Origin of the sequence: Herbaspirillum sp. CF444 (assembly GCF_000282135.1) — a bacterium.
Taxonomy (GTDB): Bacteria; Pseudomonadota; Gammaproteobacteria; order Burkholderiales; family Burkholderiaceae_D; genus Herbaspirillum.
Genome location: NZ_AKJW01000029.1, coordinates 1 through 10,814 on the forward strand (window position 1 = coordinate 1; position 10,814 = coordinate 10,814).

Sequence of the window (10,814 nt, forward strand, 5' to 3'; positions counted from 1 at the left end):
TCGGCGTGACCGACAACTTCTTCGAGGCCGGCGGCGATTCCATTGCGGCCTTGCGGCTGGCGGAAGCGGCCAGGCGGCATGGCATTGCCGGCTACACGCTGGAGCTGCTGTTCAACTTCCCGGACATCGCTGCGGCCACTCATGCGATGCAAGATCAGTCGCGCAATTTCCCTTCGAACATCCTGCCGCTCAACGCCGGACCGCAATCGCACAAGCTGTTCGCGATCCATCCCGGCTATGGGCTGGTGGCGCCGTATCGCGAGTTGGCGCGCCATCTTGAGGACCGCGTCTGCGTCTACGGCGTGCAATCGCCGCTGTATGCGGAGCCAGACTGGTGGCCATCGTCCATCGCCGCGCTGGCGCAAGACTATACGCGGCGCATCCGCCAGGTGCAGCCCGAGGGACCTTATCTGTTGCTGGGCTGGTCGGTCGGCGGACAGATCGCTACCCAGGTGGCGGCCGTGCTGGAAGCGGCCGGCCAGCAGGTCAGTTTTCTCGGTCTGATCGACAGCTATGTCCGGGTCGCCGCGCCGGATGCGCTGGCGCCGTTGGCGCGTCCGCCGGTTGACCCGGCTGCACTGGAACGCTTCATGGCGCAGATGGCGCAGGAAGAACCGGTCTGGACCAGGCGCCTGGGGCAGGGCGCCGAAGGTCACACATTGGCGGCTCAGGCCATGCAGGTGCGCGATCACTTCGAGACGCTGCCCGGCCGCGAACACGCGCTGGCGCTGCAGGTCCAGGCCAGTCTGTGGCTGGCTCGAGCGTCGCTGCCTGGGGCAGCGCAGGACAGCGTCGACAGCTGGCGTCAGGCCAGCGGCGCCGTGGTCGAACTACAGGGCGTGATCGACACCGATCACACCGGCGTGATTCATGACGCCACGCTGCTGGCGCAGTTGCACGAGCGACTGACGCAATTGCTTGCAGGAGTTGCATGAGACGCCGCCAGCTTCAGCAACAGCAACAACTACGCCTCAAACACCTTTACCGACAGGACCACCACTATGGCCAATGACGCAATCTTGTTCAGTCATTTCTCCGCCTTGCTGACCAGGCGGGCGCATCAGCATCCGGACAAGATCGCGCTGACGTTTTTGGGCGATGGCGACAGCGTCACCGAAGAACTCAGCTTTGCGCAACTAGAGCAGCGCGTGCAGACGCTGGCGTGCCGGCTGGCGGCGCAAGCGGCGCCGGGCGAACGGGCCTTGCTGCTGTATCCGAGCGGTCCGGATTACGTGGTCGCTTTTCTGGCGTGCCTGCGCGCTGGCGTGATTGCGGTTCCCGCCTATCCACCTGAGTCGGCCTCGCCGCACCATACGCAGCGCCTGCTGACCATCTTGCAGGACGCCTCGGCCAGCCTGGTGCTGACCGCCGAAGCCATGCTGCCGGGATTGCAGCAACTGCTGGCGCAAGAGGAAGTCTGGCGCGGCGTCGCGCTGCTGGCCACCGACCATAGCGAGGCCGATCATCTGGCGACGAACGACGCCGCGCAATGGACGGCACCGGCGATCCATGCCGGCGCAGTGGCTTTTTTGCAGTACACCTCAGGCTCGACCTCGCAGCCCAAGGGCGTGCGCGTCACGCACGGCAATCTGATCGCCAACCAGCAAGCCATACAAAGCGCGTTCGGCATCGGCGACGGCGACACCATTGTCAGCTGGTTGCCGCTGTATCACGACATGGGCCTCATCGGCGGACTGCTGCAGCCGCTGTTCAGCGGCGTGCGGCTGGTGCTGCTGTCGCCGCGTCATTTTCTGGAGCGGCCGCTGCGCTGGCTCAAGGCGATCTCGACTTTTGGCGGCACCGTCAGCGGCGGGCCAGACTTCGCCTATCGGCTCTGCACAGAACGTATTCCGGCGCAACAACTGGCGGCGCTGGACCTGCGTTCGTGGAAGCTGGCATTCTCCGGGTCGGAACCGATCCGGGCTGATACCTTGCGCGCGTTCGGCGAGAAATTCGCTGCGGCCGGCTTTGACCGGCATGCCCTGTATCCCTGCTACGGACTGGCCGAGGCCACCTTGCTGGTGACCGGCGCTCGCCGCGGCGCCGGCTTTCACGCCGTACAGGCCGATGCCGCCGCATTGGCGCAACATCGCTTTGTTACCAGCGCAACGACAAGTGCCGACGGCGTCGAACTGATCTCGTCCGGCGCGGTGCAGCCGGGACATCTGCTGGCCTTGATGGAGCCTGATTTACTGCAGCCGGTGGCGTCCGGCGCGGTCGGTGAAATCTGGTTCCACGGTCCCAGCGTGGCCGATGGCTACTGGAACCAGCAGGAAGCCACGGCGGCCAGTTTTGTACAGCACGACGGCCGCCGCTGGCTGCGTACCGGCGACATGGGATTGCTGCAAGAGGGACAGCTGTTCGTCACCGGCAGGCGCAAGGACATGATCATCGTACGCGGTCAGAATCTGTATCCTCAAGATATCGAACTGGCGGTGGAAAACGAGATAGAGCTGGTGCGCAAGGGACGAGTCGCGGCCTTTGCGGTCCGGCTGGCCGGGCGCGAAGGCATAGGCATCGCCGCCGAGATCGGCCGCAGCACGCAAAAATTGACGGATCCGCAGGCGCTCGCCGCCAGCATCGCCGAAGTGGTCGGCCGCCATTGCCAGGAACCCGCCAGCGTGGTGGTGTTGCTGAACCCGGGCGGCCTGCCCAAAACCACCAGCGGCAAGCTGCAACGTTCGGCCTGCGCCGCGCGTTGGGAGAGCAATCAGCTGGACGCCTATGCCGTGATCACGGCCGGCAAATTGACCAGCCCGGCGGCGACGCCGTCTACAGTCGCCGCCACGCCGTTTGACGATGCGCTGGCGCGCATGGGCCGGCTGTGGGATCAGGTGCTGGGCTCGTCGGGCGCCGGCGCCGCAGACAGCTTTTTCGCACTCGGTGGCAGCTCGCTGACGGCGGCCCACATCGCCGCGCGGGTGCAGGCCGAGTTTGGCGTCGAAGTCAATCTGGCCTGGCTCTTCGAGACCCGCACGCTGGCTGAATTTTGTGAGCGCGTAACGCGCGCTCAAACTGAAGCCGGGAACGACGCTGTCTTGCCCCTGCGTCCGCGCGACGCCACGCAATTGCATGCCACCTCTTTCGCGCAACGCGGCATGTGGTTCCTGTGGCGCATGGCGCCGCACAGTCCGGCCTACAACATCGCCGGTTCGCTGGCATGGCGCGGGGCACTCGACGTGGCCGCGCTGGAGCAGGCCCTGAACGCGCTGGCGCAACGTCACACCGGCTTGCGCACGCGCTTTGAGGATGGCTACGGCAACGACGGCCGCTGCCGGCAAACCGTGCTGGAGACACCGCCGCCGGCGCTGCAGCACGAGCATCTTGATGAGCTGGCTGCGGCAGCGCGCCCGGCGGCCGTGCGCGCCAGCATACGGCAACTGGCGTCACAGCCCTTCGATCTGAGCACGGGGCCGGTGTGGCGGGCGCGGCTGATACGGGTGGCCGCGGACGAGCATGTGCTGGCGGTGGCGATCCACCATATCGTCGCCGACGGCGCCTCCATGCAAATCCTGATACGCGATCTGGTCGCGCTCTACCAGGCCGCCGTCAGAGGACTCAGCAGCAACAGCGCCGGCTTGCCGGCCTTGCCGGTCGACTATGCCGATTACGCGGTGTGGCAGGAGCAGCGCTTGCAACGCCAGGATGCGCAACGCATGCAGCGTGAGCTGGCTTACTGGACTACGCAACTGAGCGGCGCTGCGGTGGTGCTGGAACTGCCGCTGGACAGGCCGCGGCCGCCGCAGCAAAGCTATCAGGGCGCCACCGTCGGCTTCACGCTGACGTCGGCCACCGCCGGCACGCTGCAGCGCTTTGCGCGCGCCAGCAACGCCACGCCATTCATGGTGCTGTGCGCAGCCTTCAATGTACTGCTGCATCGCTACAGCGGACAAGCGGATGTGCGCGTCGGCGTGCCGTTTTCCAATCGCCTGCAGGCAGATACCGAAAATCTGGTCGGCATGTTCGTCAACACGCTGGTGCTCAGATCCAGCTGGCAGCCGCAACAGGGCTTCACCGAGGTGCTGGCGCAGATGCGCAGCACCACCTTGCAGGCGCAGGCGCATGCCGATTTGCCGTTCGACCGTCTGGTGGAAGCGCTGCAGCCGCAACGCAGCCTGGCGCACAGCCCGCTGTTCCAGGCTATGTTCAACCATCAGGAACGCCGCGCCGTGGTCGAGACCGGCGACCCTGCGCTGGACATCCGCGTGATGGCGGAGGATGGCGACATCACCAAATTCGATCTGTGCCTGAACACGGTGGACGATGGCGCCGGCGGCATCTCGGGGGTGTTCGTGTATGCCAGCGATCTGTTCGATGCGTCCTCGATCGAGCGCCTGGCCGGCAATTTCGTCGCGCTGCTGGAACAGTTGCTGGCAGCGCCGCAACGCAGCGTGGGCGCCATAGAATTGATGGATGACGTCCAAATCAAGCAGGTTTTGGCATGGAGCCGCGGCGCGCAGCAACCCGAGCAGGAAGCGCGCATTCATGAAGAAATCGCTGCTCAGGCCGCGGCCACACCGGACGCCACCGCGCTGATTTTCGGCGCGCAGCGCATGAGCTACGCCGAGCTGAACCGGCGTGCCGATTGCCTGGCGCAGCAACTTGTGGAGCAGGGCGCCGGCCCGGACGTGGTGGTGGGCTTGCTGCTGCAGCGCTCGTTTGATCTGGTGGTCGGCCTGCTCGGCATCCTCAAGTCCGGCGCCGCCTATCTGCCGTTGGACGCCGACGCGCCGCCGGCCCGGCTGCGCTATATGGCAGAGGACGCCGGGCTGAGGCTGCTGGTCACGCATGGCGCGGCCAGCGAGAGCTTGCAAGCGGATTCATTGCTCGGACTGCCGACGATAGACCTCGATACCGTCGACTGGACTGCGACTCCACACACCGAACACCGGGCAGGTCCGGCGCCGGACAATCTGGCCTATGTGCTGTACACCTCGGGCAGCACCGGGCAGCCCAAGGGCGTGGCCAATACCCATGGCGCGCTGACGCGCCGGTTGCAATGGATGCAGCAGGAATATGCGCTCGGCGCGGATGAGACGCTGCTGCACAAGACCCCGGTAAGCTTTGACGTCTCGGTGTGGGAAATCCTCTGGACCCTGAGTCGCGGCGCGCAACTGGTGCTGGCCGCGCCGGGCGAGCATCGCGATCCGCAAGGCCTGGCCCGACTGATCCGTGAGCATGCGGTGAGCACCGTGCATTTCGTGCCGTCGATGCTGCGCCTGTTCATTGCTCAGGACGAGGTGAGCAGCTTGCGCAGTCTGAAACGCCTGTTTTCCGGCGGCGAAGCGCTCACTCGCGAGTTGCAGGCGCAGGTGCTGCAGCGTCTGCCCGGTGTGCGCTTCGACAATCGCTACGGTCCGACCGAGGCGTTGATCAATGCCAGTTACTGGACGTGCAGGGCGGAGGCCCATGCCGGCGTACCGATCGGACGACCGCTGGCCGACACTGCACTGTATGTGCTCGACGCGCAACTCAAGCTGGTGCCCGCGAGCGTGGCGGGAGATCTGTACATCGGCGGCGCGGCGCTGGCGCGCGGCTATCTTGGGCGCAGTGCGCTGAGCGCGCAGCGCTTCATTCCCGACCCCTATGGCGATGTCCCCGGCAGCCGCCTGTATCGTTCCGGCGACCGGGCGCGCTGGCGCGTCGACGGCGTACTCGAGTACCTTGGACGCGACGATCATCAAGTCAAGATACGCGGATTCCGGATTGAACCGGGTGAAATCGAAACCCTGCTGCGCGCTGCACCGGGCGTGCGCGAAGCGGCGGTGCTGGCCTGCGAGGGGCCGGGCGGACTGCGCCTGGCGGCCTACGTCGCGCTGGATCAGGAGCGCGACGTCGCCTTGCTGAAAAAGGAATTGGCGGCGCAATTGCCGGAATACATGGTGCCCGCCGTATTCGTGCGCCTGCCGCGCTTGCCGCTGATGGCCAACGGCAAGCTTGATCGGGCCGCCTTGCCTGCGCCGACCTGGGAGTCGCGCGATTATGTCGCGCCGCGCACCGTGGCGGAAAAAGCCGTGGCGCAGTTGTGGCAAGACTTGCTGCAGGTGGAGCGGGCGGGCCTGGGCGATGCGTTCCTGGATCTGGGGGGACATTCCTTGCTGGCCACCCAGGTGGTTTCCCGCCTGCGTCAGCAATTCAATATCGACCTGCCGCTGCGCGCCTTGTTTGAAGCGGAAGACTTGCAGGCATTTGCGTTGTGCGTACAAGACTGCATCGACCAGGGACAGCACAGCCGTCAACCGCCGTTGCTGCCGGTGCAGCGCGATGCCGCGCTGGCGCTCTCGTATTCGCAGGAACGCATGTGGTTCCTCTGGAATATGGAACCGCTGGGTGCTTCCTACAATGTCGGCGGCGCAGTGCGGCTGCGCGGTGAACTCGATGTGACGGCCTTGCGCGCTGCGTTGCAGGCGCTGGTCATGCGCCACGAAGGCCTGCGCACCACCTTTCCGTCGGAGCAGGGCCAGGCGCGGCAATGTGTTGCGCCCGAGGCCGGCGTGTTCCTCCAGGAACACGATTTCAGCGTCGGCGACATGCGTGAAAACGAACGAAAAGTCGCCGCCTTCGCAGAGCAGGAAGCGCATCGTCCCTTCGATCTGGCGCAAGGACCGCTGATGCGCATCCATTTGCTCAGGCTGGCGCAAGCGCATCATTTGCTGCTGGTGAGTATTCACCACATCGTGGCCGAGGGTTGGGCCATGGATGTATTCGCCGACGAGTTTTCTCAGCTGTATCGCGATTTTTCGCAAGGAAGGGCGGCGACGCTGCCGCCCCTGGCGATCCAATATCCCGACTTCGCCGCGTGGCAGCGCGCCTGGCTGGGCGGCGGCGAAGGCGCCCGCCAGCTGGCTTACTGGAAACAGCGCCTTGGCAATGAGCATCCGGTACTGGAGTTGCCGTTTGACCATGCGCGGCCGGCGGTGCAGCAGTTTGAGGGCGACTTCGTCACCATGGAACTGCCGCCCGCACTGGCGGCGGAGGTGGCCGCCTTTAATCGCCGCCAAGGAGTGACGCTCTTCATGACGGTCATGACGGCCATGATGGCGCTGCTGCATCGTTACAGCGGCCAGGCCGACCTGCGCATCGGCTACCCGATCGCCAATCGCACCCGGCCGGAGTTCGAACGCCTGATCGGCGGCTTCCTCAATACCCAGGTGCTTCAATGCGACATCGACGCCGGCATGACGGCCGCCGATTTGCTGGCGGCGGTGCGCGAGGCGGCGCTGGAGGCGCAAGCCCACCAGGACGTTCCCTTTCACGCCATCGTCGATGAATTGCGGCCGCAGCGCAGCGCATCCCATTCGCCGCTGTTTCAGGTCATGTGCAATGTCCAGCGCTGGCGTTTCCAGCAGACGCGCGAGGTGGCGCCGGGACTGCAACTGGAATTCGAAGGTAACGACGCCAAAACGGCGAAGTTCGATTTGCTGCTGGACGTGACCGATATCGATGGCCGGTTCGCCTGCGTTTTCAGCTATCAGACCGCCTTGTTCAACCGCGCCACCATTGAACGGCTGGCGCGTCATTGGCGCGGTCTGCTGAGCGAAATCGTGCGCCGTCCCGACACGCTGCTCTATCAGTTGCCGCTGCTGGAGAGCGCCGAACGGCAACAACTGCTTGCGGCATCGAGCCATGCGCAATCCCGGTTTGAGGTGAGCGAGTCCTTGCCGGCGCGCTTCGAGCGCCAGGTTGCCCGGCGCGGCCAGGCCATCGCCGTCAGCGCCGAAGAAGGCAGCCTGAGCTATGCCGCGCTCAATGCCCGCGCCAACCAACTGGCCCGGGCATTGCGTCAACAAGGCGTGGGGCCGGACGTGCTGGTCGGTTTGGCGGTGCAGCGCTCGCTGGACACCATCGTCGGCATGCTGGGCATTCTCAAGGCGGGCGGGGCGTATCTGCCGCTGGATCCGGATTACCCGCCGGAGCGCCTGGCTTTCATGCTGGCCGACGCCCGGCCGGCGCTGGTGCTCACGCAAGCGCGCGTGCGAGATGCCTTGCCGGCCACCGACGTTCCAGTCTGGTGCCTCGACAGCGACTGGGAGAGCATCGCCGTGCAGGAGGCGCACGACTTGCAGGTCGCCGTGCATCCGGCCAACCTGGCTTACTGCATCTATACCTCGGGCTCCACCGGCAAGCCCAAGGGTGCCTTGCTGACCCATGCCAATGCCCAGCGCCTGTTTTTGGCGACCGAATCGCAGTTCGGTTTCGGCGATCATGACGTGTGGACCATGTTCCACAGCTACGCATTCGATTTCTCGGTGTGGGAAGTGTTTGGCGCGCTGCTGCATGGTGGCAGGCTGGTCGTGGTTCCCTATCTGACTAGCCGTTCGCCGGCGGATTTCCTGGCCTTGCTGCAACGGGAAAACGTCACGGTGCTCAATCAGACGCCGTCGGCGTTTCGCCAGCTCATGCAAGTGCCGGGACTGTACCAGGGCGGCGTGCCGGACAGCCTGCGCTATGTCGTGTTCGGCGGCGAAGCGCTGGACCTGCCCGGACTCAGGCCGTGGTTTGCACAGCGCGGCGAGACCATGCCGACCCTCGTCAACATGTACGGCATTACGGAAACCACGGTGCACGTCAGCTGGCGCCTGCTCACGGCTGCAGACGCAGCGTTGGCGGTCAGCCCGGTCGGAGCGCCGCTGGCCGATCTGTACTGGCATGTGCTGGATGCCGACCTCGAACCGGCGCCGGCGGGCGTCAAAGGAGAGCTTTACATCGGCGGAGCAGGACTGGCGCGCGGCTATCTCGGTCGCCAGGCGCTGACCGCCGAACGTTTCCTGCCGGATCCGTTCTCGGCGCTTGCCGGGGCTCGCCTTTACCGTACCGGGGACACGGCGCGCCGTACTGCCGAGGGCGAGATGGAATATCTCGGCCGCGCCGATTCACAGGTAAAAATTCGCGGCTTCCGCATCGAGCCGGGAGAAATCGAAGCCCGCCTGCGAGAGCATCCGCAGGTGGCCGACGCAGTCGTGGTGGCACGCAAGGATGACAGCGGTCATGCCCAGTTGGTAGCCTACGTGGTCGCCAACGCGCAAGGCGCGATGACCGCCGCGAGCGCGCTGCAGGAAGACCTGCGCGCCTGCCTCAATGCCTGCCTGCCGGCCTATATGGTGCCGTCGGCGTTCGTGCTCATGCCGGTATTGCCGTTGACCGTCAACGGCAAGCTGGACCAGCGCAGCCTGCCGGCGCCGACTTATCTGGCCGCAGCGGCTTATCAAGACGCGCAGGATCCCTTGCAGGAGCATCTGGCGCGCATCTGGAAACAGGTGCTCAATGCCGATCGCGTCGGCATTCATGACAACTTCTTTGAGTTGGGCGGGGACTCCATCGCTGCCGTCCGGATGGTCGGCCATGCCCGCGAAGCCGGCCTGCTGCTGACGCCGCAGATGTTGTTCCAGTATCAGACGATTGCATTGCTGGCGACGCAGATGCAGAACCCGGACGCCGCTGCGCCCAGCCCGGTCGAACCGGCGGCGACGCTCTTTGACGCAAGTCCCTATGCACTCACGCCGATGCAGGAAGGGATTTTGTTTCACAGCTACGCCCAGCGCGACCAGGGCACTTATCTCGTGCAATGCAGCTGCGAGATCCGGGGCGAGCTCGACGAAGCCGCCTTCATGGCGTCCTGGCGACATGCCCTGGCAAGCCACGATATCCTGCGCACCAGTTTTGCGCTGGACGACAACGGGCAGGCGCAGCAAACCGTGCATCGCCAGGCGGCGTTGCCGCTGGCGCATCACGATTGGAGCGGGCAGAGCGTTGCCGAACAACAGGCCCGCCTGCAAGCCTTGCTGGATGCCGATCATCGCACTGACTTCGCGTTGGATGCGGCGCCCCTGATGCGCCTGATCCTGGTGCGCCTGGGGCCGCAACAGCGACATCTGATCTGGACCCATCATCATTTGCTGATGGATGCCTGGAGCGTCGACTGGTTGCTGGCCGAAGTGGCGCGCACCTATCATGCGCTGGCAGCAGGGCAGACGCTGCTCGCGCCGGCGGTCACGCCGTTCCGCGACTATGTCGCCTGGCTCCACGCGCAAGACCATGGCCGCGCGCGCGCCTGGTGGCAAGATGCGCTTTCAGGCTTGTCCGAACCCTTGCTGCTGCGCCGGACGATGAAGCCGTCGGCGCTGCTGCCGGGCATGGGCCGGCTGGAACGCAGCCTCAGTGCGGAGCGCACGGCCGCGCTGGGCCGCTATGCTCGCTCGCAACGCGTCACCCTCAACACCTTGGTCCAAGGCGCGCTGCTGCAAGCGCTGTCGACACTGACGCGCCAGGGACAGCCGGTGGTGGGCGTGACGGTGTCCGGCCGCGATGCTCCGGTGCCGGGCATCCTGGCGATGAAAGGCTTGTTCATCAATACCGTGCCGCTGTTCATGGACATCGCGCACGGCGACGAAATCGGCGCCTGGTTGCGCAAATTGCAGGACAAGAACATCGGTCTGCGCGAACACGCGATGCTGCCGCTGGTGGAGATCCAGGCAACTTCCGACGTGGCGCGCGGCACGCCCTTGTTCGACGTCATTTTCGTGTTTGAAAATCACCCGCTGGACGAGCGCCTGAAAGAAGACATCCGCCGGCTCGGCGTGGGCGACATCCAGTCCCGGCATCGCAACGGTTATCCGCTGACCGTGATCGTCTGGCCCGAAGACGAACTGCGCTTCCTGGTGCTGCATGAGCATCAGCACATGGACGACGAACAGGCCGGCCGGCTGTTTGAACGCCTCGACGGTTTACTGTCCGACTGGTGCCGGCCGCAGCCGGCGTTGGTGGGCGGCGCGCTGTGGCGCACGCCGTCGCAGGCGGCGCCGGTACGGCTGGCG

General features: G+C 65.5%; 2 protein-coding genes. Both read left to right on the top strand.

Annotated elements, in window-relative coordinates; genetic code table 11:
• The coding region (locus tag PMI16_RS07585; RefSeq protein ID WP_007878132.1) for an alpha/beta fold hydrolase at positions 1 to 935 on the top strand (935 nt) is incomplete at its 5' end.
• A 66-nt stretch (positions 936 to 1,001) separates the two neighbouring features.
• The coding region (locus PMI16_RS07590) for a non-ribosomal peptide synthetase (RefSeq protein WP_007878134.1) at positions 1,002 to 10,814 on the top strand (9,813 nt) is incomplete at its 3' end.